The 22,371-nt window shown below is 73.9% G+C and carries 16 protein-coding genes; 7 read left to right on the forward strand and 9 right to left on the reverse strand.

Annotation, left to right across the window (positions count from 1 at the left end):
- Positions 1 to 294: 294 nt before the first annotated feature.
- A complete protein-coding gene (locus OG989_RS03600) occupies positions 295 to 1,959 on the forward strand; it encodes a glycoside hydrolase family 10 protein (protein ID WP_327029652.1) in 1,665 nt (554 codons plus the stop codon).
- Positions 1,960 to 2,138: 179 nt separating this feature from the next.
- Complete coding sequence (locus tag OG989_RS03605) at positions 2,139 to 2,675, forward strand: phospholipase (RefSeq protein ID WP_327029653.1); 537 nt, start codon at positions 2,139 to 2,141, stop codon at positions 2,673 to 2,675.
- 79 nt (positions 2,676 to 2,754) lie between these two features.
- Here the strand turns inward: OG989_RS03605 and OG989_RS03610 are convergent, their stop codons facing one another.
- Both OG989_RS03610 and OG989_RS03615 read right to left on the reverse strand, forming a co-directional pair.
- On the reverse strand, positions 2,755 to 5,589 hold the full coding sequence (locus tag OG989_RS03610) for an ATP-binding protein (protein ID WP_151453405.1): 2,835 nt from the start codon (positions 5,587 to 5,589) through the stop codon (positions 2,755 to 2,757).
- 99 nt (positions 5,590 to 5,688) lie between these two features.
- Entirely contained in the window at positions 5,689 to 5,907 is a 219-nt protein-coding gene (locus OG989_RS03615; protein ID WP_151453404.1) for an FmdB family zinc ribbon protein, read from the reverse strand.
- A gap of 38 nt (positions 5,908 to 5,945) precedes the next feature.
- Between OG989_RS03615 and OG989_RS03620 the strand changes: the two genes are divergently transcribed.
- The 3 genes from OG989_RS03620 (at position 5,946) to OG989_RS03630 (ending at position 12,042) form a co-directional block, all read left to right on the forward strand.
- Positions 5,946 to 7,577, forward strand: a complete 1,632-nt coding sequence (locus OG989_RS03620) for a lytic transglycosylase domain-containing protein (protein ID WP_327029654.1) — start codon at positions 5,946 to 5,948, stop codon at positions 7,575 to 7,577.
- Between the two features lie 72 nt (positions 7,578 to 7,649).
- Positions 7,650 to 8,666, forward strand: coding sequence for a GNAT family N-acetyltransferase (locus tag OG989_RS03625; RefSeq protein WP_151453410.1), 1,017 nt, complete (start codon positions 7,650 to 7,652; stop codon positions 8,664 to 8,666).
- Between the two features lie 97 nt (positions 8,667 to 8,763).
- A complete protein-coding gene (locus OG989_RS03630) occupies positions 8,764 to 12,042 on the forward strand; it encodes a lamin tail domain-containing protein (protein WP_327029655.1) in 3,279 nt (1,092 codons plus the stop codon).
- 64 nt (positions 12,043 to 12,106) lie between these two features.
- On the opposite strand, the gene OG989_RS03635 is transcribed toward OG989_RS03630, so the two are convergent.
- The 6 genes from OG989_RS03635 to OG989_RS03660 all read right to left on the reverse strand — a co-directional run bounded on the left by OG989_RS03635 (position 12,107) and on the right by OG989_RS03660 (position 19,232).
- On the reverse strand, positions 12,107 to 12,673 hold the full coding sequence (locus OG989_RS03635) for a helix-turn-helix domain-containing protein (protein WP_192581302.1): 567 nt from the start codon (positions 12,671 to 12,673) through the stop codon (positions 12,107 to 12,109).
- Positions 12,674 to 13,444: 771 nt separating this feature from the next.
- Positions 13,445 to 14,428 carry a porphobilinogen synthase gene (gene hemB / locus OG989_RS03640; RefSeq protein WP_327029656.1) on the reverse strand — a complete coding sequence of 328 codons (984 nt, stop codon included), beginning with the start codon at positions 14,426 to 14,428 and terminating at the stop codon, positions 13,445 to 13,447.
- A gap of 19 nt (positions 14,429 to 14,447) precedes the next feature.
- Positions 14,448 to 16,028, reverse strand: coding sequence for a uroporphyrinogen-III synthase (locus OG989_RS03645; protein WP_327029657.1), 1,581 nt, complete (start codon positions 16,026 to 16,028; stop codon positions 14,448 to 14,450).
- Entirely contained in the window at positions 16,025 to 17,020 is a 996-nt protein-coding gene (hemC, locus tag OG989_RS03650; RefSeq protein WP_151453399.1) for a hydroxymethylbilane synthase, read from the reverse strand. Before hemC ends, OG989_RS03645 begins: the two co-directional genes overlap by 4 nt.
- Complete coding sequence (locus tag OG989_RS03655) at positions 17,017 to 18,465, reverse strand: glutamyl-tRNA reductase (RefSeq protein WP_151453398.1); 1,449 nt, start codon at positions 18,463 to 18,465, stop codon at positions 17,017 to 17,019. Before OG989_RS03655 ends, hemC begins: the two co-directional genes overlap by 4 nt.
- On the reverse strand, positions 18,462 to 19,232 hold the full coding sequence (locus tag OG989_RS03660; RefSeq protein WP_151453397.1) for a redox-sensing transcriptional repressor Rex: 771 nt from the start codon (positions 19,230 to 19,232) through the stop codon (positions 18,462 to 18,464). Before OG989_RS03660 ends, OG989_RS03655 begins: the two co-directional genes overlap by 4 nt.
- Positions 19,233 to 19,633: 401 nt before the next feature.
- On the opposite strand from OG989_RS03660, the gene OG989_RS03665 reads away from it, so the two are divergent.
- Both OG989_RS03665 and OG989_RS03670 read left to right on the forward strand, forming a co-directional pair.
- Positions 19,634 to 20,935 (forward strand): sensor histidine kinase, encoded by a 1,302-nt coding sequence (locus tag OG989_RS03665; protein ID WP_151453396.1) that lies wholly within the window; start codon positions 19,634 to 19,636, stop codon positions 20,933 to 20,935.
- A gap of 24 nt (positions 20,936 to 20,959) precedes the next feature.
- Entirely contained in the window at positions 20,960 to 21,613 is a 654-nt protein-coding gene (locus OG989_RS03670; RefSeq protein ID WP_151453395.1) for a LuxR C-terminal-related transcriptional regulator, read from the forward strand.
- Positions 21,614 to 21,719: 106 nt separating this feature from the next.
- On the opposite strand, the gene OG989_RS03675 is transcribed toward OG989_RS03670, so the two are convergent.
- Positions 21,720 to 22,370 carry an HAD family hydrolase gene (locus OG989_RS03675; protein ID WP_327029658.1) on the reverse strand — a complete coding sequence of 217 codons (651 nt, stop codon included), beginning with the start codon at positions 22,368 to 22,370 and terminating at the stop codon, positions 21,720 to 21,722.
- Position 22,371: the final 1 nt, after the last annotated feature.

Genomic DNA, 22,371 nt, shown 5'->3' on the forward strand with positions numbered 1-22,371 from the left:
ACCCTGGTGGCGGCCGGTGACCGGCGTTGCTACCCAGGGCGGACCCCCCTCAATCCCCACGTCTCGGGCCATTCGGGCCACCACCCGCCGTGTGCGCCCCGCCACGGCGCGTCCCGTGAGCCCGGCCACTAGGGGGAGCCGGCGTGGACGGACGGATCGATCGCGCCCAGACTCTTGCGCAGAGCCCGTGAGGTGTGAAAATTTCCTACCAGCGGCAGAATGTCAACGGCGAATCTTGCCGTCTGCGCCGCGATGAACCCCTGACACGGGAGCCCCAACGAAGGGACACACCGCATGAAGGCAACTCGGCTCGGAGCCGCCGGGCTGGCCGCCGCACTGCTCGGCGCGCTCGTCGCCGCCACCCCGGCGAGCGCGGCACCCGACGCGGCGACCACCGCCGCCTCCACCACCACCTGCGTCACCGACCCGGCCACGCCGAAGCGGCAGTTCCGGGCCATGTGGATCTCCTCGGTCGTCAACATCGACTGGCCGAGCAAGGCGTCCCAGACGTCGCCGGACCGCGTCGCCACGCAGCAGGCCGAGTACCGCCAGCTGCTCGACCTCGCCGAGCGGCTCAACCACAACGCCGTGGTCGTCCAGATCCGGCCGACCGCCGACGCGTTCTGGCCCTCGCCCCACGAGCCCTGGTCGGAGTACCTGACCGGGGTCCGCGGCGAGAACCCGGGCTGGGACCCGCTGAAGTTCGTGGTCGAGGAGGCGCACAAGCGCAACCTGGAGTTCCACGCCTGGTTCAACCCCTACCGCGTCTCCATGCCCGCCCCGGGCGGCGCCGGCGCCGACATCAACCAGCTCGCGCCCAACCACCCGGTCCGCGAGCACCCCGAGTGGACCTTCGCCTACCCGCCGGCCGGGGTCGCCGGCAGCCGGCTCTACTACAACCCCGGCATCCCCGAGGTCCGCGAGTTCGTGCAGACCGCGATGATGGACGCGGTCAAGCGGTACGACGTCGACGGCGTGCACTTCGACGACTACTTCTACCCCTACCCGAGCGGCACCCACCAGGTGCCCGACGACGCCACCTTCGCGGCGCACAACCGGGGCTTCACGGACAAGGCCGACTGGCGGCGGGACAACATCAACCTGCTGGTCCAGGAGATGAACGCCAAGATCAAGGCCGAGAAGCCGTGGGTGAAGTTCGGCGTCAGCCCGTTCGGCATCTGGCGCAACCAGTCGGCCGACCCGCTGGGCTCGGACACCACCGGCAGCCAGTCGTACGACATCATCTCCGCCGACACCCGCAAGTGGGTCAAGGAGGAGTGGATCGACTACATCGTGCCGCAGCTCTACTGGTACATGGGCCAGTACCCGGCCGCCGACTACACCCGGCTGGTGCCGTGGTGGGCGGACGTGGTCAAGGGCACCCGGGTGCAGCTCTACATCGGGCAGGCCGACTACAAGAGCGGTGACCCGGCCTACGGCTCCTTCTGGATGAACCCGCAGGAGCTGTCCAACCACCTGACGCTGAACCGGCAGTACCCGGAGGTCCTGGGCAACGTCCACTTCTCGGCCGTGCAGGTGCGGGCCAACCGGCTCGGCGCGACCGACATCTACGCCGCCGAGCACTACTCCCGCCCGGCGCTGATCCCGACCATGACGCACCTGCCGAAGAAGCCGCTGCTCATGCCGGTGGTCACCAAGGCCGCGCGGCAGTCCGACGGGGTCCGCCTGAACTGGCTCCAGCCGGCGAACGGCGTGGGCCCGCTCGGCACCGCCACGTCGTACGCGGTCTACCGCTTCGACGGGACCGGCCTGGCCGGCCGGTGCGACTTCGCCGACGCGGCGCACCTCGTCGACACGGTCCGCGCCGACGCGGGCAGCCGTACGCAGTCCTGGGTGGACACCACCGCCGAGGCCGGCAAGCGGTACACCTACTACGTGACCGCGCTCGACCGACTGGCGAACGAGAGCCCGGCCAGCCCGCCGGCCTTCGTCCGCTGACGTGACACCGAATGCCCCGGGTGCCCCTGGCGCCCGGGGCATTCGTCTGTTTCGACGCCTGTCACCAAATGTCGGTGGGCACCGCATCCCCCGGAACCATTCATGATCGACACTGTTCGGCACTCCGGTGACCCGCCGGTAACCCCCGTCCCGCCCGCCCATCCCCCGCGGAGGTACCCGTGCCCAAACGCCTCACCACCCTGCTCGCCTCGGCCGCGCTCACGATGCTCTTCGTCTTCGGGGTCTCCTCCCCCGCCGCCGCCGTCACGACCTCGCAGAAGCTGTCCGTCCTCTCCAACTGGACGCAGACGAGCGCCTCCAGCTACAACTCCTGGAACTCCGGCCGGCTCAACCAGGGCGCCTGGGCGGCGTACGGATTCAACTGGTCGACCGACTACTGCTCGTCGAGCCCGGACAACCCGCTCGGCTTCACGTTCAACCTCTCCTGCTACCGGCACGACTTCGGCTACCGCAACTACAAGGCGATGGGCCGGTTCTCCGCGAACAAGGCCCGCCTCGACGACGCCTTCTACGCCGACCTGAAGCGGGTCTGCGCCACGTACAACGCCGCCGTCCGGCCCGCCTGCACCAGCCTCGCCTGGACGTACTACCAGGCCGTCAAGGCCTTCGGCTCGCTCGCCGCCGTGCAGCAGGCCGACATCGACCGCGCCGCCCGGATGAAGGCCGACGCCGAGAGCCGCGCCGCCCTGCGCTGACCGCGCCCGTACGCCCAGGGGTTCGCGTCCCCGGCCAGCCCGATGACGCGGACCCCGACCGGCGGGTCCCACCCCGCTGTCAGGCGTGGCCGGTGTGGTGACGGCGACGGTCCGGGGCGACGGACTGGCGGGGAGCCACACGGGCGTGACCGGCGCCGAACCTCGCCGAGCCGACCGCCAGGTCCGGATGCTCGACGGCGAGGGCCAACGCCGCCGCCTCCTCCAAGCCCAGCTCGGTCCCCTCGCCGTACGCGCCGTCGAAGGTCGCGTCGCCCAGCTCCCGGCGCAGCTCCCCCTGCCGCTGCGCCCAGTACCCGCCGTAGATGCCCGGGGCGCAGCGCATGCTCGCCCGGGTCGCCCCCGCCGCGCCGAACAGGCGGGCCGCCGTCAGCCCGTCACCGCCTGCCGCGCAGCGCACGGCCATCGCGTTCAGCGTGTCGCAGGCCCGACCGTGGAAGCCGTGGCTCATCCGCGAGCGCAGCGCCACCTGGAGATGCTCGTGCGCGGCGACCAGGTCCCCGCGCGCCAGGGCGACCATCCCGAGCAGCATGTCGACCGAGCGCCGCCCCCGCTCCACCGGGCGGGCCGCCTCCACCGGGCGGGCCGCGCCCAGCAGCTCGGCCGCCTCGTCCAGGGCGCCCCGCCGCCAGAGCAGCTCGGCCAGGCTGAACACCCCGAAGAGCGCGTCGCCGAGCACCTCCTGGCCAGACGCCCAGTCGATCACCTCGCGGCAGATCCGCTCCGCCTCCGCGAACTGTCCCATGTCGACCAACGGGGCCGCCCGCCCGGCGAGCACCCGGGCGAGCAGGCCGGCGTCGCCCGCCTGCCGGGCCGCCGCCTCCGCCCGCTGGGAGTAGCGCAGCTCCTCGGCGAACTCGCCGTCCGCGCCGGCGTGCAGCGAGTGCATGTGGTACGCCGCCGCCAGCTCGGCGTCCGGGATCCGCTCCCCCGTCTCGGCGATCCGCCCGTACAGCCGGAACAGCCAGAGCCGCCCCTCCCGGGCCAGGCCCCGCTCCCGCCACCACTGGTCGAGGCCCCCGGCCAGCCGCAGGCCGGCCCGGGCACTGCCGCCGGTGGCGCACCAGCGCAGCGCGGCGCGCAGCTCGCCGGCGAGCGGGTCGAGGACGTAGAGCGACAGGGTCACCGGCCGCCCGTCCGGGCCCAGGTGGGCGCGCTCCAGCGCGTGCGTCGACCACGCCACGTGCCGGTTGCGGGCCGACCTCTCCTCCCCCGCCTCCGCCAGCCGCCGCGCCGCGTACGCCCGGATCGGGTCGAGCATCCGGTAGGTGCTGCCCGAGGCATGCGGCTCCGCCAGCACCATCGACTTGTCGACCAGCACCGAGAGCGGATCGAGCGGGTCGTCGCCGAGCAGCCACTCCACCGTCGCCAGGTCGACCGGGCCGGCGAAGACCGCCAGCCAGCGCAGCAACCGGGCGGCGCGCGGCCCCAGCGTGCGGTACGACCAGGTGACAGTGGCCTGCATCGTCAGGTGCCGCTCGGTGGCGGAACGCTGCACCGCCCGGACGGCCGGGCTGGGCGGCACCATCCCCACGGCCGCCGCCACCAGGTCCACCGTGTCCGGCCGACCGCCCGGCCGGTCCGGCTCCACCGGCGGGTCAGGGTCCTCCCGGCCCGCGTCGAGGGTGCCCAGCACGTCGTCGAGGCGCTCGGCGAGCTGCCCGACGGAGAGCACCCGCAGCCGGGCGGCGGCCAGCTCAATGGCGAGCGGCAGCCCGTCCAACCGACGCACCACCCGCCGCAGGTCGGCCGACTCGCCCGGATCCGGCGGCCGGCCGCCCCGGGCCGCCGCCGTCCGGTCCAGCAGCAGCGCGACCGCGTCGCTCTCCGCCCTGTCCACCGGCGGGTCGACCGACAGCGACGGGATCCGCCAGACCACCTCGCCCGGCAGGCCGAACGACTCCCGGCTGGTGGCGAGCACCCGGACGCCCACCCCGCCGGCGAGCAGCCGGGAGATCACGTCGGCCGAGGCGGCCGGCTGGGCGTCGCAGGTGTCCAGCAGGACGAGCATCCGGCGCGCGGCCGCGTACTCCACGAGCGTGTCGACCATCGGGCGGCCCGGCTCGGGACGCAGACCGAGCACGGCGGCGACCTCGAACGCCACCAGACCCGGGTCGGTGACCGCGGCGATGTCGACGAACCAGACACCGTCCGGATGGGACTCCACCAGGTCGACGGCGAGCTCCACGGCCAACCGCGTCTTGCCCGCACCCCCCGCGCCGAGGACGGTGACCAGCCGGTGCGCCTCCACCAGCTGCTTCAGCTCGGTCCGCTCGGCGTGCCGGCCGACGAACGAGGTGACCGGGGTCGGCAGGTTGTGCGCGGACGCGTCGGCGGTGCGGGGCCGCGGGAACTGCCGCTCCAGGCCGGGCGCGACCAGTTGGAAGAGCCGCTCCCGGTCGTCGAAGCCGCGCAGCCGGTGCAGGCCCAGGTCGTGCAGGGACACGTCGGGCGGCAGCGGCTCCGCGTGCCGCGCCGTCGACGCCGAACAGAGCACCTGGCCGCCGTGGGCGGCCGCGGCGATCCGGGCCGCGCGGTGCACCTCCGGGCTGACGTACTCGCCGTCGCGCGGCTCCGCCCAGCCGGTGTGCAGCCCCATCCGGACCCGGGGCATGGCCTCGGCGGTGGGCCACTCGTGGCTGGCCAGCGCCCGCTGCGCGGTCAGGCAGGCGGTCAGCGCGGCCGTCGCGTCGGGGAAGGCGAGGAAGAACGAGTCCCCCTCGGTCAGCAGCTCCGCGCCCTCGGTCGCGGCGATCGTGCGGCGCAGCAGGCGGCGGTGCTCCCGCAGCACCGGGCGGTAGTCCGGGCCGAGCAGCTGGGCCAGCCGGGTGGAGCCCTCGATGTCGGTGAAGACGAAGGTCACCAACCCGCTCGGAAGGTGGATCCGTGGCGACATGGTGGAACCTCCGCCCGTGACGTCGGACTCATGCTGCCTGATACCGGACCATCACGCATCGTGAGAACGGTCGGCCGGAGCCGACTGCGGGCCCGCAGGTCAGCAGCCGCAGCCACCGCCGCAACAACCCCCACCGGCCGGCGCCGGCGCGCCACCGGCCGCGCCGCCGCCCCGGCCGGTGACCGCGACGGTGGAGAGGAGCTTGACCGTGTCGGTGTGCCCCTGCGGGCAGGACGCCGGCTCAGCGGCCTGCGACATCGGGCGGTTGACCTCGTAGGTGTCGCCGCAGGCGCGGCAACGGAACTCGTACCGGGGCATGGCACCAGGGTACGACCGGTCCTGACGTACGGGGGGACATGGGTGATACTCAACTTGTGGTGGACGGCGAGGACAGGACGACCCTTCGGCCCCTGCGGCCGGCGGCACCGATCGACGGGCCGCTCGCCGGTTCCGGCGCCGCGCCCGAACCCGCGACGCGGTTGCCGCGTCCCCGCCGCCCCTGGCTGAGATCCACCGCCGCCGGCGACACGAAGCCGGCCACCGAGGCCAAGCCGGCGACCGCGGCCACCGCCGAGACGAAGCCGGCCACCGAGGCCAAGCCGGCGACCGAGGCCACCGCCGAGAAGGCGAAGCCGGTCGACGAGGCGAAGCCGGCCACCGGCACCAGGCCGGTCACCGAGCCCACCGCCGAAGCGAAGGCGGCGGAAGAGGCGAGGCCGGCGGAAGAGGCGCAGTCGGCGGAAGAGGCGAAGTCGGGCGACGGGCCGGCCGCCGACGCGAAGCCGGCCACGACCGGCAAGCCGGACGACAGCGCCAGCACGACCGGGAAGCCGGGCGACAGCGCCGCCACGGCCGCGAAGCCGGACGACGGAACCGCAGCCGGCCCTGACACGAAGGCCGGCGGCGCGGCCGGGGCCTCCACGACCGGGCCCGGGGCGAAGACCGGTGACGACGCCGGCGCCGCGTCGGCCACGGGCGCGGGCGACCTCGCGAAGACGAAGGTCGACGTGCCCGCCACGAAACCGGCCACCGGGCCCCGGCGCCGCCGGGTGCAGTTCGCGCACGCCGTACGCCGGCCACCGCACCGCGTCGCGATGGGCGCCGCCCGCGCGACCCGGGACTGGTCACGGCGGCCCAGTGGGCGACTCACCCTGCCCGGGGTGTTCCTGCTCGCCCTGGTCGCGGCGACGGCTGCGGCGGGTGCGCTGCTGGTGCCCGCGACGGCCCGGGGACCCCGTCCGGTCGCGGTCGACGCCACCTCCACCGCGCCGACCACCGTTCCGCAGGCGCCGCTGCCCGGCGGGACCCCACTGCCCGGCGGCACGGTGCTGCCCGGTCAGACGCCACTGCCCGGCGGCACGGTGCTGCCCGGCGGGACGGTGCCGCCCGGTCCGCTCCCCGGCGGGGTCACCGGCCGGCCGTCGGACGCGCTGGCCGGCTGGGCCGCCCAGGTCGGGCCGAAGGTCGGCATCTCGCCGGTGGCCGTGCAGGCGTACGGCTACGCCGAGGTGGTGCTCGCCCAGACCAACCGCAGCTGCGGGCTGAGCTGGACCACCCTGGCGGCCATCGGGTTCGTCGAGTCGGGGCACGGCCAGGCCAACAACGCGACGCTCCGCCAGGACGGCAAGGCGCTACCTGAGATCATCGGTCTGCCGCTCGACGGGCAGGGCGGCCGGATGCGGATCCCCGACACGGACCGCGGCGTGATGGACAAGGACCCGATCCTCGACCGGGCGGTCGGGCCGATGCAGTTCATCCCGACGACCTGGCAGGAGATCGGCGCCGACGCCGACAACGACGGCGTCAAGGACCCGCACGACCTGGACGACGCCGCCCTCGCCGCCGGCAACTACCTCTGCAAGGGCGGCCGGAACCTGACCATCCCCGCCGACTGGTGGAACGCGATCCTGTCCTACAACGACGTCCGCCGGTACGCCCAGGATGTCTACGACACCGCCAACCGGTACGGACAGGCGAGCCGCACGTGAAGTGATCGTCTGCATACATTGGAGAACTGGACACTTCCCCCGGGCAGCGGTTAGCGGCAAGCTAGACGGGTGATGGTGCGCGAGTGGGACCCCAGGACCGCGTCGTCCGTCGAGATCGCGTCGCTGCTGGACACGCTGAACGCGGTCCTGGCGGCCGATCTGCCGCAGGACCCGCCGTGGCGGGAGAGTTCCATGCGGGAATACCTCGCCGAGGTGATGCCCGGTGAGCGGCGGATCTCCTGGGTCGCCCAGGCGGAGCCGGCGGCCGACGGCAGCCCGGGGGCGATCCTGGGCCACGTGCACGTGCTGCTGCTCGGTGACATCGGGGTGCTGGAGGTGCTGGTGCACCCGGCGGAGCGGCGCACGGGCCTCGGGCGGGACCTCGTCCTGACCGCCGCCAGGCGGGTCTACCAGGAGGGTTTCCAGTCGATCGGGGTCGAGGTGGTCGGCGACACGCCGGCCGTCGCCTTCTACGAGTCGCTCGGCTTCTCGAAGGAGTACGTCGAGACCCGCAGCGTGCTGGACCTGTCCGGGGTGGACTGGGCCGAGCTGTCCGAGATGGCCACCGGCATCGGCGCGGGCTACCACCTGGAGTTCCACCCCGGCGGCCCGCCGGACGAGCTGATCGAGACGTACGCGCGGGCCAAGGCGGAGGTGCGCGACGTCGAGGACGGCGAGCTGCGCCCCAGCTCCTACGACCCGCAGCGGCTGCGCGACAGCCTGGACTGCCTGCACCGGCGGGGCATGAAGCCCTACATCGTGCTCGCTCTGCACGAGCAGACCGGTGAGGTCGCGGGGCTGACCGAGGTGGTCGTGCCGGTCCAGCATCCCACCCGCGCCGACCAGTACGACACCATCGTCGTGCAGGACCACCGGGGCTACGGCATCGACCGGGCGATCAAGGCGCGGATGCTGATGGAGCTGCGCTCGGCGGAGGCGGAGCTGACCGAGGTGCAGACGTGGAACGCGCAGGCCAACGAGGCCATGCTCAAGGTCAACGCCGAGTTGGGCTACCGCCCGGACCGCGAGTGGTGCGAATACAGCATCGACGTGGCCGAGCTGGTGCACCGCCTCGACGCCGGACGCTGACCGGAACGTTCACGAAACTGTCCGGTGGGGGATGGACGGCGGTCAGCACCGACCCTTAACGTGCGTTAGTTCCCCGCCCACCCATCGTGGAGGCCTCATGCGCCCGCGCCGCACTCTTGCCGCGCTCGCGACCGCCACCGCCGCCGTGACCGTCGCGGCTGTCGGCGTCGCACCCACCGCGGCCAGCGCCGCGCCCACCGACCTCTTCATCTCCGAGTACGTCGAAGGCTCGTCGAACAACAAGGCGATCGAGCTGTTCAACGGCACCGGCGCCGCCGTCGACCTGGCCGCCGGCGGCTACCAGCTCCAGTTGCACTTCAACGGCTCCACCACGCCGACGAACCTGGCCCTCACCGGCACCGTCGCGGCCGGCGACGCCTTCGTCCTCGCCGCCGCCTCGGCCGCGCCGGGCATCCTGGACCGGGCCGACCAGACCACCAGTGCCAGCCTGTTCAACGGCGACGACGCGATCGTGCTGCGTCGGGGCGGCACCGTGCTCGACTCGATCGGCCAGGTCGGCGTCGACCCGGGCACCGAGTGGGGCACCGGCGTCACCAGCACCGCCGACAACACACTGCGCCGGTCGGCCGCCGTGACCTCGGGCGACACCGACCCCTCCGACGCGTTCGACCCGGCCGCGCAGTGGGCCGGCTTCCCCGTGGACACGTTCGACGGCCTCGGCGCGCACGTCGTCGACGGCGGCGGACCGGTCGACGCGCCCGCCACGCTGACCTGCGGCCCGGCGCTGGTGACCTCGGTCGGCACGGCGGCCACCCGGGAGGTCACCGCCACCGACCCGGACGACCGCATCGTCGACCTGGCGGTCACCTCCGTCGACCCGACCCCGGCCGCCGGCTCCGTCAGCCGCTCGGCGGTCACCCCGGCCGACGCGGTCGGCGGCACCGCCCGCGCCACGGTCGCCACGAGCGCCGACCTGGCCGCCGGGGCGTACACCGTGGTGCTGACCGCCACCGACGCGGACGGTGGCACCGCCACCTGCACCCTGGCCGTGCAGGTGACCCGGGAGCTGACCGTCGGCGAGGTGCAGGGCCCGACCACCGACGCAGAGTCCGGCCCCGCCGACCGGTCGCCGCTCGCGCCGGTCTCCGGCAACGGGACCAGCAGCACGCTGTACGACGTACGCGGCGTGATCACCCAGCGGACCCTCGCGCGCGACTCGTCGGGCCGCGACCAGCACGGGTTCTTCCTGCAGAGCCGTAGGGACGCCACCGACGGCGACCCGACCAGCTCGGACGGCATCTTCGTCTTCATGGGCTCGTTCACCTCTTTGATCGGCGGCTACGTGCCGACGGTCGGCGACGAGGTGGTGCTGCGCGCCCGGGTCTCCGAGTACTTCAACTTCACCCAGCTCTCCGGCGCGTCGCTGGTGCGCCGGGTCGCCTCCGGCGTGGACGTGAACGCCGAGGTCCAGGTGACCGACGCGGTGCCGCCGGTCGAGGTGGCGGCGGCGCAGCGCTTCTTCGAGCGGCACGAGGGCGCCCGGCTGCGCGTACGGGCCGGCAGCGGCGCGGTGAGCGGGCGCAACGTCTTCGCCTCCACCGCCGACGCCGAAATCTTCGTGATCGACCGGGACGACCCGCTGCTCGACCGCGCCGACCCGTACGCCCGCCGGGTGTTCCGGGACGCGCACCCGCTCGACAACGACCCGGGCCGCCGCTTCGACGACGGCAACGGGCAGCGCGTCCTGCTCGGCAGCATGGGCGTGAAGGGCACCACGGGCGACAGCGCCACGCTGCTCCCGCCCGCGCGCACCTTCGACACGCTGACCGTCGACGCGGTCGGCGGGCTGTACTACTCGTTCGAGAAGTACGGCGTGCAGGTCGAGGCGGCGGCGTTCACGGGCGGGGCCGACCCGTCGACGAACAACCCGCCGAAGCCGGCCAACCGGTCGGAGGAGGTCGCGGTCGCGACCTACAACGTCGAGAACCTGTACGACTACCGTGACGACCCGTTCGACGGCTGCGACTTCGCCGGCAACGCCGGCTGCACCGGGGTGCGTCCGCCGTTCGACTACGTCCCGGGCAGCGAGCAGGAGTACCGCGAGCAGCTCGTCGCGCTGGCCGACCAGATCACCACCGACCTGCACTCCCCGGACCTGATCCTGGTGCAGGAGGCCGAGGACCAGGACATCTGCTCGGTCTCCGGCACCGAGCTGGTCTGCGGCAGCACGGACAACGCCGACGGCGCGCCGGACAGCCTCCAGGACCTGGCGCTGGCCATCACGGCCGCCGGTGGCCCGGCCTACCAGGCCGCGTATGACCGCACCGGCGCGGACGCCCGGGGCATCACCGCGGCGTTCCTGTTCCGCACCGACCGGGTGTCGCTGGCGGCGCCCACCGCCGGCGACCCGCTGCTGGGCTCGGCGCCGACCGTTCAGTACCGGGGGGCGGCGCTGCCGGGCAACGCGGACGTGCAGAACCCGAAGGCGCTCAACGCGGTGCTTCCGGACGACGTGGACACGTCCACCGGCAAGGACGGGAACAACGTCTTCACCCGCGCGCCGCAGCTCGGCAAGTTCACGGTCGCCGCCGCGCCCGGCTCCGCCGAGCGGTACACGCTCTGGGCCGCGAGCAACCACTACTCGTCCGGGCCGGACAGCCGGGTCGGGCAGCGCCGGGAGCAGGCCGCGTACGGGGCCGCGATCGTCACCGCGATCGAGGCGTCGGACCCGCACGCGCGGGTGGTCTACGGCGGGGATCTGAACGTCTTCCCCCGCCCCGACGACCCCATCGCGACGGCGGCGGATCCCACCCCGTCGGACCAGCTCGGGCCGCTGTACGAGGCGGGCATGCGCAACCTGTGGGACGACCTGCTCGCCGACGCGCCGTCGTCCGCCTACTCGTACAGCTTCGAGGGGCAGGCGCAGACGCTGGACCACCTGTTCGTGAACGGCGCGCTGCACCGGGACCTGGTGCAGATGCGGGCCGCGCACGTCAACGCCGACTGGCCGGCCGACCACGCGGCCGACGGCAGCCGGGGTTCCAGCGACCACGACCCGCAGGTGGCCCGCTTCCGCTCCCGCGCGTCGCTGAGCGTCGGCGACGCGTCGGTGGTCGAGGGCGACCGGGGCACCCGGCCGCTGACCTACACGGTCACGGTGTCGCGCCCGCTGTCCCAGCCGGTGCTGCTCTGCGCCGCCACCTACGGCACCACGGCCCAGGCCGGCGCCGACTACGACCCGTACGTCGGCTGCAAGGTCCTGGCCGCCGGGCAGACGTCGCTGGCCTTCCCGGTGACCGTACGCGGCGACCGGAAGCGGGAGGCCGACGAGAAGGTGAACCTGGTCGTGGCCGGGGTGCCCGGCCTGCGGCTGGCCGATCCGCTCGCCGTGGGCACCATCACCGACGACGACTGACGTCACACCGGAGCCCACCCGACGGCCCGCCGCCCAGGAACGTCCTGGCCGGCGGGCCGTCCGCTCACCACGGGAAGCCCGGGCCGGGCAGCCGCGACGGCGGGGGCACGCGCGGTGGTGGAGGCACCCGCGGCGGCGGGGGCACGCTGCGGTACTTCGCCACCCGCACCTCCCACTGGCTGCGCCGCCGCATGGCGTCGCGGACCCGGCGGTCGCGGTAGAACGTCTCCGGCGGGCGGGCCAGCCCGTAGATGTCCGCCCACCACTCGCCCGGCTCGGGGTCGAGAATGGTGTCCAGGTGCGAGGGGTAGCGACGCCCCGCCCCGTCGCGGGTGTCCTGCCAGTCCCGCATCGGCTTCAGCACCCGCCCGAACTCGTCGACGACGGCCAGCCGGAACCCGGCGACCCCGATGATGCGGCGCAGAAGCAGGATGCTCGGCACCATCCGGCCGGCCTCGATCCGCCCGACGGTGGAATGGTTCACCCCGGCCCACCGGGCCAGCTCCCGCTGGCTGAGGCTGGCATGCCGCCGGACCGCCCGGACGATGCCCGCAGCCGGCCACGGGGTGTCGAACGGCTCGGTCAGCAGCACGGGCGGCTCGCGCGATCCCGCCCCCTGATCGGTACCCACCGCCTGATCGCCGCCCGACGACCCGACGGCACCCGACGGCCCAGCGCCGCCCGACGACCCGACGGCACCCGACGGCCCGACGGCAGCGGACAACTGGTCGGAACCAGCCGGTCGGTCGGGATCCCGGTCAGTTTCCGGTTGGGCGGGAAGCTCGGTCATCCCGTCACGCTCCCGGCTGCGATGCCTCTCCCGCAATCCCGCCCGCTGCGCCTGTGGATAACTCAGCCACCTGTGGAAAACCGACGACCGGTCCTTCCCCCACGCCCCTGGGCGCACCCGGCTAGGCAGTAACGCGCTGTAACAGGAGCGGTGGTTCCGCAGCTGCCTACGCTAAGTGATGGAGAATCCGGCCCTGAACGACCCTCGATCACCATCGCTGACGGCCACAACGCCATGACCAGCGACTTCCGTGTGGGCCCTCCTCAGGAGCGACGAACCTCTGCACGCCCCTTGCTCTGCATCCCCATATGCAACAGGCACTCCGGGTTACTGGCGCATATGGGGATGCAGAGCAAAGCGTCCGGAGGGCGGTGGGATCCGGGGCGCAGGTCGAGTACTCAGCGTTACTGTCAGGAATGCTGGCATGCGGAGCAGGCGTCTACTCGAAGCCGGCCCGCTCCGCTGCCCCGACCGGGTCGGAGACCGAAGGGGTCGGACCGGATCAGGGCGCGCCCGAACGGGCCGCGCCGGGCAGGACCAGCCCGCGCCGGGTCGCGCCGCACTGGGCCAAGCCGCGCCGCGCTGGGGCGGGTCGCGCTGGGGCGGGTTGGGTCAGTAGCGCTGGCGGAGGAGTCCGGCGGCCTCGACCGCCCAGTAGGTGAGGATGATCTGCGCGCCGGCCCGGCGGATCGAGGTGAGCGTCTCCAGCATCACCCGCTCCCGGTCGATCCAGCCGTTGGCGGCAGCCGCCTCGACCATCGCGTACTCGCCGGAGACCTGGTAGGCGGCGACCGGGACGTCCACCGCCGCACGGACCGCCGACACCACGTCGAGGTACGGCAGGGCCGGCTTGACCATCACCATGTCGGCGCCCTCGGCGACGTCCAGCTCGACCTCGCGCAGCGACTCCCGCAGGTTGGCGGGGTCCTGCTGGTAGGTGCGGCGGTCGCCCTCCAGGGCCGACTCCACCGCGTCCCGGAACGGGCCGTAGAAGGCCGAGGCGTACTTGGCGGCGTACGCCAGCACGGCGACGTCCTGGTGGCCCGCGGCGTCGAGCGCTCGGCGTACCACGGCGATCTGGCCGTCCATCATGCCGGACGGCCCGACCACACCGACCCCGGCGGCGGCCTGGGCGACCGCCATCTCGGCGTACGCCTCCAGCGTGGCGTCGTTGTCGACGCCACCGTCGGGGGTGAGCAGGCCGCAGTGGCCGTGCGAGGTGAACTCGTCCAGGCAGAGGTCGCTCATCACCACCGTGGCGTCGCCCACCTCGGCGACGACGTCGCGGATCGCGACGTTGAGGATGCCGTTCGGGTCGATCCCACCGGAACCCGTCGGGTCCCGCCGCTCCGGCACGCCGAAGAGCATGATGCCGCCGACGCCCGCCTGGACCGCCTCGGCCGCGGCCTTGCGGAGCGAGTCCCGGGAGTGCTGGAGCACCCCCGGGAGCGACGCGATCGCCCGCGGTTCCGTCAACCCCTCCCTGACGAACATCGGCACGACCAGCTCGGCCGGGTCGACGCGGGTCTCGGAGACCAGTCGCCGGATGGCCGCGTTGCGGCGCAGCCGGCGGGGCCGGATCTCGGGGTACGGCATCACGGACCTCCTGCTACGACTACCGGAACCTCAGGGCGGTCGGCCCCTGCACCTTCGAGCCACGGCGCTGCTTCGCCGGCATGGCGGCGAGCTTCTCGCGCAGCTCGACGGCGTAGGCGGCGAGCGCCTCCACCAGATCGGGGACCGAGGCGTGCGGCGGCTGGACGTCGACCCGCAGGCCGAACTCCGTCGCGGTCTCCGCCGTCTTGGGCCCGATCACTGCAACGACGGTACGGGCGTGCGGCTTCCCCGCGATACCCACCAGATTGCGCACCGTCGAGCTGGACGTGAAGAGCACCGCGTCGAAGCCACCCGACTTGATCGCGTCCCGGATCTCGGCGGGCGGCGGGGCGGCCCGTACCGTCCGGTAGGCGGTCACGTCGTCGACCTCCCAGCCGCGCTCGGTGAGCCCGGCGGCGAGGGTCTCGGTGGCGATGTCGGCGCGCGGCAGCAGCACCCGACCGACCGGGTCGAGGATCTCGTCGTGCGGCGAGAACTCGGCGAGCAGCCCGTCGGAGGACTGCTCCCCCGACGGGATCAGCTCGGGCTGGATGCCGAACGCGCGGACGGCGTCGGCGGTCGCCTCACCGATACAGGCGATCTTGACGCCGCCGAAGTGCCGGGCGTCGAGACCGTGCTCGGCGAACTTCTCCCAGACCGCGCGGACCGCGTTCACCGAGGTGAAGATCACCCAGGCGTACCGGCCGTCGACCAGGCCCTTGACCGCCCGCTCCATCTGGGCCGGGGTACGCGGCGGCTCGACCGCGATCGTCGGCACCTCGCAGGGGATGGCCCCGTACGCGCGCAGCCGGGCGCTCATCACGCCGGCCTGCTCCTTGGTGCGGGGCACGAGGACCTTCCAGCCGTACAGCGGCCGGTTCTCCCACCAGCTCAGCTTGTCCCGCTGGCCCACGCCCTCGCCGACGGTGAGGACCACCCGGCCGGTGAAGCCGAGCGCCGCCGCGACGAACGAGTCGACGGTCGACGTGGTGGTGTACTGCGTCTCGCCGGTGCCGTCGCCGGTCACCCCGACGCCGGTGGTGCCCTCCACCCCGGCCGCGAGCAGCCCGTCGCGGATCGCGGCGAGGTCGCCGGCGTCCACGGCCAGGGCCAGCGAGCCCCGGCCGACGGCGGCGGCCAGCGCGTCGAAGTCCAGCGTGCCGACGTCCTCGACGTCGGCCGCCGTCCGTACGCCCGGCAGCGGCACGCCCGCGTAGGTCGCCACCCCCTCGGCCTGGCCGACCCCGGGAACCACCTCGAAGTGTGCGGCGGTCCGCGCGACCGCCTGCACCTCCTTGACGACCGAATCGTGGCCGAACGGGTCGCCGGCGACCAGGTGCACCGCGTTCAGCCCGGAACGGGCCGCCGAGATCAGCACCTTCGCCACGTCACCCGGCGCGCCCTCCGCCGGAGTGAACTGGGCGTCTTCCCTGGCCTGGGCGCGGACGGCGTCGAGCAGCGACTCGGGGACTCCCCGGTCGTACACCACCTGGTCGGCGTCGACCAGAGCGTCGTGCGCCCGGCGGGTCAGCAGGCCCGGGTCGCCGGGACCGGCCCCGACGAAGGCGATGCGGCCTACGGGCTTACGGGTGCGGGTCATTCTGTGCTCCCAAATTGCTGGGTCCCCGGGCCGGCGTGTCCATCGTGGCCGAGGATCGAGTCGGCGCCGAGGTCGAGGAGTTCGGCGGCGAGTGCCTTGCCGATCTCCGCCGCGTCGGCGAGCGTTCCGGTGCGGGACAGCCGGAGGTCTCTCGTACCGTCCGGACTGATCACCGCCCCGCGCAGATAGATCTCCTGGACGAAGTCACCCTCGACGCCCGAGCCGGTTGGCTCGCCTTCGGCGACGACGGCGTAGGCGGCGACCGGGGCGGAGCATCCGGCCTCCAGGGTGGCCAGCAGCGCCCGTTCCGCGGTGACCGCGGCGTGGGACGGTGCGTGGTCGAGCACGGTGAGCAGCTCGACCAGGTCCGTGTCGTCGGCCCGGCACTCCACCGCCAGCGCGCCCTGGGCGGGCGCGGGCAGCATCAGCATCGGGTCGAGCGTCTCGGTGATCACGTCGGTACGCCCGAGCCGGGCCAGCCCGGCCCGGGCCAGGACGACCGCGTCGAGGTCGGCCTCCGGGCCGAGCACCCGCGCGAGGCGGCTGTCGACGTTGCCGCGGATCGGGGTGACCTCCAGCGGCATCCCGAGGGCGTGCAGCTGGGCGATGCGGCGCAGCGCTCCGGTGCCCACGGTCGCGCCGGAGGGCAGCTCGGCGAGCGTCCGGCCGTCCCGGGCGACAAGCGCGTCCCGCGGGTCCTGCCGCATCGGCACCGCCGCGATGTGCAGCCCGGCCGCCGCCGCGGTGGGCAGGTCCTTGTAGGAGTGCACCGCGAAGTCGATGGTGCCGGCGGTCAGGGCGTCCCGCAGGGCGGAGACGAAGACGCCGACGCCGAGCCGGTGCACCGGCGCGGACGAGCGGTCGCCGGCGGTGACCACCTCGACCAGCTCGACGGGCCGGCCGGTGGCGGCGGTCAGGGCCTCCGCGACGTGGCCGGACTGGGCCATCGCCAGTTTGCTGCCCCGGGTACCGAGGCGCAGGGGCGTGCTCATCGCTCACCTCCGAGGGGCGGGACGTCGGCGGAACCCGTCGACGGCAGATTGTCGGCGTGACCGACGGGCGGCGGGACGTCGGCGAGGCCGAACGGCGGCGGAAGGTCGGCGAGGCCGAACGGCGGCGCGGCGTCGCCGGCCACGATGTCGGGGACGCTGTCGACCGGGGACGTCTGCGGCACCTTGAGGTCGAACAGCTCGCGCAGCAGGGCCGCGTACTGGTCGCCGCCGGGTTCGGCCGCCAACTGGCGCACCCGCACGGTCGGCTGGTGCAGCAGCCGCTGCACCACCCGGTGCACCGTCCGGGCCACCTCGGCGCGCTGGTCGTCGGTGAGGTCCGGGCGGCGCTGGGCGAGCCGGCGCAGCTCGGCGCCGACCACGTCGTCGGCGCGGCCACGCAGGGCGGCCACCGTGGGCGCCACGTCGGCGCCGCGCAGCCAGGTGAGGAAGGCGTCGACCTCGCCGGCCACGATCCGCTCGACGGCGGCGGCGTCGGCGGCGGCGGGCCCGTCGGCGAGCAGCGTCGCCATCCGGTCGATGTCGATGACCTCGACGCCGGGCAGCTCGGCGACGCCGGCCTCCACGTCGCGCGGCACGGCCAGGTCGAGCAGGACCAGCGGCCCCCGGCCGGGGTCGCGCCCGGCGAGCGCCCGGGTCACCACGTCACGGGTGAGGACCGCTTCGGTGGCCGCGGTGGCGGCCACTACGATGTCCACTGTGGAGAGCACGGTGGTCAGCTCCGCCATCGGCGTCGCGCTGGCCCCGTACGCCTCGGCCAGCCGGACGGCCCGGTCGGCGCCCCGGTTGGTGACCGTGAGCGGCCCCGCGCCCAGCCGGGACAGCGTGGCGACGCTCAGCGACCCCATCGCGCCCGCGCCGACCACCAGCGCGGGACGGCCGGCGAGGTCGCCGTCGAGGTGCCCGGCGGCCAGCTCCAGCGCGGCGGTCACCACGCTCTGGCCGGCCCGGTCGATCCCGGTCTCCGCGTGCGCCCGCTTGCCGACCCGCAGCGCCTGCTGCATCAGCTCGTGCAGCAGCCGCCCGGCGGTGTCGGCCCCGGTCGCGGAATGGTAGGCGTCCCGGAGCTGGCCGAGGATCTGCGCCTCGCCGACCACCATCGAGTCGAGCCCGGCGGCGACCCGGAAGACGTGGTCCACGGCGGCGGCGTCGAAGTGCACGTAGAGGTGGTTGGCGAGCGCGGCGGGCTGGCAGCCGGCCTGGTCGGCCAGCACCGCGCAGATGTCGCCGAGGCCGCCGTGGAAGCCGGACACGGCGGCGTAGACCTCCACCCGGTTGCAGGTGGAGACGATCACGGCCTCGGTCACGTACGGCTGGGCGACCAGGCGGTCCAGGGTGCGGGTGAGGTCCGCGGGGCCGACCGCGAGCTGCTCCAGCGTGGCGACGGGAGCGGTGCGGTAGGACGCGCCGACGACGAGCAGTTTCACGTGCCGATCGCCTCCTGCGGGTCGGTGACGGCGAGCCCCCCGGGCAGGGCGGTCAGGGCGGACCCACCGGTGGCGGGCAGCGCGGTCAGCGATGCCTTGCGGTGCTCGTGGAAGGACAGGATCTGCAGCTCGATCGCGAGGTCGACCTTGCGCACGTCGACCCCCTCCGGAACCGAGAGTACGCACGGGGCGAAGTTCAGGATGCTCGTCACACCGACGGCCACGAGCTGGTCCGCCACCGCCTGGGCGGCCGGGGCCGGGGTGGCGATCACGCCGATGGCGATGGCTTCCTCGACGGCGACCCGGGGCAGCTCGTCGATGTGCCGGACGACCAGCCCGCTGATCTCCTCGCCGACCCGGGCGGGGTCGGCGTCGAAGAGGGCGGCGATCCGGAAGCCGCGGCTGGCGAAGCCGTCGTAGCCGGCGAGGGCGTGACCGAGATTACCCACGCCGACCAGGGCGACGGCCCGCCGCTGGGTGAGCCCGAGCACGTACTCGATCTGGTCGACCAGCAGCGCCACGTCGTAGCCGACGCCACGGGTCCCGTACGAGCCGAGGTGCGAGAGGTCCTTGCGGAGCTTCGCGGAGTTCACGCCGGCGGCGCTGGCCAGCCCCTCGCTGGACACGGTCTCGTGGCCGGTTTCGGCGAGGTTGTGCAGGGCACGGAGGTATTCCGGGAGCCGCGCGACGGTCGCCTCCGGCAGATCCGGGAGCGCCGGTACGGCACCGGCTCGGCCGGGCGCGCCAGGGTGACGGTGCTGACTCATGAGACTCCGTGCGGTGCGATCCTCGGCCAACTCGGGCGGCCGGCCGTTTCGGGATCCCCGCTGGCGACCGAGATTGCCGGCTGTGCTAGCAGGGCGCGTCGGAACTACAGAGTAGGCGCTTGTGAACGCGTGCACAAATCGCGATCTTGATAGCTCGCGACGCGGCTTCACCAGCCCCTCCATTCCGCAAGATCGATCCAGTGGCCGCCGCCGGCCACCGCCCCGACCTCCGGGCGGTGGCGATGGTGCCGGTAGCGCCGATTATTGCTCAATTACGACTTCTCTGACCAATCGCGCGGCCCACGGCTCGCCCACGATCCGGTCACGGTAGGGCCAGCCCTACGCCGCAGAGGCGGGCCGACGGGATGGGTCGGCGGCCCCGCGCTGCCTAGCCTCTTGACATGACCGCCGTACCCGTCGCCGCCGATCAGCCCGTGCCGGCGCCGACCATCTCCCGACAGCTCCTGCTGGACTCCGGCTACGTGCTGCTGGGCCTCCCGCTGGCCCTGGCCAGCTTCGTCGTCCTGCTGGTCGGCCTGGCCGCCGGGCTGGGGCTGGTCGTGACGGTGATCGGCCTGCCGATCCTCAGCGGCACCCTCTACGCCGCCCGGGGCCTCGCCGACATCGAGCGCCTCCGCCTGCCCACCGTGCTCCACCAGGCCCGGATCCGCCCCCAGTACCGGCTCCCGGAGCCCGGCGCGAGCGCCTGGCGGCGGATCTTCGTGCCGATGGGGGACGCGCAGTCCTGGCTCGACCTGGCGCACGGCATCCTCAAGCTGATCGTGGCCATCGTCACCTTCGTGGTCACGCTGGTCTGGTGGGCCGGCGCCGTCGCCGGCACCCTCTACTGGGCGTACGACTGGACGCTGCCGCACGGCGACCCGGAGGACGTCGGCCTCCCCCAGCTCCTCGGCCTCGGCGACTCGACCGTCGTCCGGATCGGGCTGCACACCGCGATCGGGCTGTTCTTCCTGATCACCCTGCCGATCGTGGCCCGGGGCTGCGCGCTGCTGCAGGCCGGCTTCGGTCGGGCCCTGCTCACCGGCGTGGCCGAGATGCGCAACCGGATCACCGTGCTGGAAGAGCAGAAGCGGGCCGCCGTCTCCGCCGAGGCGAGCGCGCTGCGCCGACTGGAGCGGGACATCCACGACGGCCCGCAGCAGCGCCTCGTCCGGCTCGCGATGGACCTCAGCCGGGCCCGCCAGCAACTCGCCACCGACCCGGGGGCCGCCGGGCGCACCCTGGACGAGGCGGTCACCCAGACCCGGGAGACGCTCGCCGAGCTGCGCGCCCTGTCCCGGGGCATCGCGCCGCCGATCCTGGTCGACCGGGGACTGCCCAGCGCCCTGGCGGCACTGGCCGGGCGCGGCCTGATCCCGATCGAGCTGCGGGTGGACCCGGAACTGGCCAACCCGGCCGGCCGGCTCGACCCGGCGGTCGAGAGCACCGCCTACTTCGTGGTGTCCGAGGCGCTGACCAACGTCGCCAAGCACAGCCGGGCGACCGAGTGCCAGGTCACCGTGGCCCGGCACGACGGGCGGCTGGAGGTCGACGTCGACGACGACGGGCAGGGCGGCGCCCACCTGGCCAAGGGGCACGGGCTGGTCGGCATCGCCGACCGGATCCGCTCCGCCGGGGGCCGGCTCTCCGTGGTCAGTCCGGCCGGCGGGCCCACCAAGATCCGCGCGGAACTCCCGCTGTGAGCCGTACGTGGTAGACAACAGGACATGCGGATCGTGATCGCGGACGACGCGGTGCTGCTCCGGGAGGGGCTGGTACGGCTGCTCACCGAGCGCGGGCACGAGGTGGTGGCCGCCGTGGCCGACGGCGACGCGCTGGTGGTGGCGGTGGTGGCGCACCGGCCGGACGTGTCGATCGTCGACGTCCGGATGCCGCCGTCGCACACCGACGAGGGGCTGCGCGCGGCGGTGGAGGCCCGCCGCCTGGTGCCCCGCACCCCGATCCTGGTCCTCTCCCAGTACGTCGAGGTGTCGTACGCCGACGACCTGCTCGCCACCACCGGCGGCGGCGGAGGCGGGATTGGCTACCTGCTCAAGGACCGGGTGGCCGCGATCGACGAGTTCCTCGACGCGCTGGACCGGGTGGCCGCCGGCGGGACGGTGCTCGACCCCGAGGTGGTCGGCCAGCTCTTCGCCCGGCGTCGGCGCGACGACCCGCTGCGCGAGCTCACCCCGCGCGAACGTGAGGTGCTCGCGCTGATGGCCGAGGGCCGCTCCAACACGGCGATCGCGAAGACCCTGGTGGTCACCGACGGCGCCGTCGAGAAGCACGTCCGGAACATCTTCACCAAGCTCCAGCTCCCGCCCGACACGGAGCAGCACCGCCGGGTCCTGGCCGTGCTGGCCTACCTGCGCAACTGACCCGCCGCCCGGCCCTGCCACCAGCGCACGGACCGGCCGCCGGCCTGCCGTCCGGGCGCGGACGGAGGCCGGTCTGCCGCGAGCGCGCGGACGGCCGCCGGCCCGGTCAGGGCAGCGTGGCCGCCAGGCTGACCGCCTCGCTGAGGGTGTCGGCGACCGGGTGGCCGGAGGCGCGCAGCCGTGCCGCGTCGGTGAACCCGCCGGTGTAGAGGACGGCGCGGCCCCCCACCGACACGGCGGCGTCGGCGTCGTCGACGGAGTCCCCGATCAGCACCGCGTCCCGGCCGTCCACGCCCAGCTCGGTCAGGTGCCGCCGGAGCGACTCGGCCTTGCGGTCGCCGCCGACGCTCGCCCGCAACCCGTCCACCCGGACGAAGTGCCCGGTGAGCCCGTACGTGTGCACGGTCGGCACCAGCTCCTCGTGGAACCACATCGACAGCAGGGACTGGCTGCCCGGCCAGGCGGCCATCGCGACCGTGGCGTCGTGCGCCAGCTCGCAGGTCGTCAGCCCGGTGCGGTACGCGTCGTGGAAGATCCGGTCCAGCCGGCCGAACGCGTCGTCGTCGACCGCCCGGCCGAGCACCTCGGCGTAGTAGTCGGCGATCGGCCGGCGGAACCGTACCCGGTGCTCGTCGGCGGTCACGGCGGGCCCGCCGACGCTGGCGAAGGCGGCGTTGGTGCAGGCGACCACCAGGCTCAGGTCATTGAGCAGGGTGCCGTTCCAGTCCCACACCAGGTGGTTGCGCGCCGGGGTCATC

Source organism: Micromonospora sp. NBC_01740, from assembly GCF_035920365.1.
GTDB lineage: Bacteria > Actinomycetota > Actinomycetes > Mycobacteriales > Micromonosporaceae > Micromonospora > Micromonospora reichwaldensis.